The following is a 1,893-nucleotide window of genomic DNA, read 5'->3' as shown; positions in this document are numbered from 1 at the left end:
GAAAACGGTTTAAAATGATAATTTCATAATTTTGACACCAAACTTGTTATGGTAGCTAATTTTTCTTCTTTACAAGCAATGAGGAATTGAAACTTTTTACACAATTAAAGTTATTTAAAAAGGATGTCCATCTTTTGTGGTGGGCAGATAATTAAAAGTAACTAATTTTATATTTAACTTAATCATAACACGTAGTAATCACTACATTCATTTAAGCGTACAGTTATTCATTAATTGTACGCTTTTTGAGTACTATCATTTCTTTAATACTCACTTGCCAAGGCGCCTCACTTCAACTAATTTTGGCTTTATTGAATAAGTGAAGCCAAAATGGATTTTCAGTTCGGCTTGTTGCCTTAGGCGTCTCGTATTAGAAATGATTTTACACCATACAGTTATATGAGCGTTTGTGACATGTTAAGTTACGAGGTAATCTTTATGCAACACAGCTTAATAGCTCTTGCTTTTTAGAACGTTGATACAGCTTAAAAATGATGAGTATTCTCGCTTTAAAGTTATTAAAGTTGCGATAGCCATATGATACACGTTTAATAAGCTTAATTTTATTATTGATACCTTCAATCGCTCCATTGTTAAACTTCGGGTACTTGATTGTTGAGTAAAGGACATACTCGTATTTCTTATAGAATCGAATGATACGCCAAACACCACGTGATACATGCTTCTTTTCGACACCCATTAAAGTTTCTTTGAAACGTAACCAGTCACATTGTTTCAATGCTTCACGAAGTTGATGAACTAACATATAAGTGTCATAGAGCTGCTGATCAAGACTTAGTAGATATGTTAAAACATCTCTTGATGTTGTGTACGTTTTGAAAGACTTCGACCAAAAGTATTCATAACTATTAATATCCTGCCTGTCAGAAAGAAAGAGTTTCCAGTGCTTTTTCATTTTCGTGTAATCTGTTGATGATCGATAGCGATAAGCATTCATTACAGAAATACGTTGCTTATTTAATTCACGATTAAGGTGCTGAACAATGTGAAAGCGATCAAAGATCAAAATCGCATTTGGAAATACTTCATGAATGAAGTTGATGTATGGTTCATACATATCAGCAGTTACAGTTTTAACAGCTAATCGTTCACGTCGATCAAAGCGATAGAAGTACTCTTTGAGTTTATGAATACGTCTATCTTCTAAGATATCAATAATCTGATTCGTTTCATTATCTATAAACAAAAAACTCATCGCTGTTGTCACGTTCTTAACGCTTTTAAACTCATCTATGGAGATATGTTTTGGCAATCCAGATGAAGGTTTGACTATTAATGATTGTGAGAGTTGATGAATACATCTTTTAACTGTACTCGGTGAAACACTACAATCATGAGCGATATCTATCTCACACTGTACACGTGTGAGTTTATCCTGAATCGCTAATTTCACACGGTTGGTAATAAAGCAGTTACTATCAACAATGTTTGTTTGAGCCGTAAAAGTCTTTAAACAATGTAGACACTTAAAGCGTTCTTTCGCTAAATTAAGATAAACATTGGATTCTTGAGATTTTAATAGTGTTAAACGCGAAACGCGTTTACCATGCTTATGGATTTGCCCATCATTGACACAACCACACTTCATACAAGCTTTGGGTGTATAAGAAAGTGTTCCATAAACAACCGTAGAAAGCCGACCACGCACTTCTACATCTTCTTCCACCTTAAGAACTTGAATATTTTCATCTTTTATTTTTAGTAGTTTTAATATATCATTACACATAGGCGCATCATGTCTCCTCTTTATTTTTTTGTTTAGTCACTTAAAATTATAGAGGCGTGAGCGCTTTTTTTGTATCCAAATGATTTAAAACATAAAAAAGGCGGGATAGCATTTCATGCCATCCCACCACAAAAGATTAAGACCCT

Annotated in this window: 1 protein-coding gene; it reads right to left on the bottom strand. The window is 33.5% G+C overall.

Annotated elements, in window-relative coordinates; translation table 11 throughout:
* Nucleotides 1-436: 436 nt before the first annotated feature.
* Nucleotides 437-1,747, bottom strand: coding sequence for an ISL3 family transposase (locus APS80_RS10325; RefSeq protein ID WP_059108181.1), 1,311 nt, complete (start codon nt 1,745-1,747; stop codon nt 437-439).
* Between the last annotated feature and the right edge of the window lie 146 nt (nt 1,748-1,893).

It is taken from the genome of Staphylococcus auricularis (assembly GCF_001500315.1).
Classification (GTDB): Bacteria; Bacillota; Bacilli; order Staphylococcales; family Staphylococcaceae; genus Staphylococcus; species Staphylococcus auricularis.
This window is presented reverse-complemented; position numbering and strand designations above follow the sequence as displayed.

Excerpts from the sequence above, each read along its gene's own strand:
- APS80_RS10325 (WP_059108181.1), bottom strand. The coding sequence starts at position 1,747 with ATGTGTAATGATATATTAAAACTACTAAAAATAAAAGATGAAAATATT.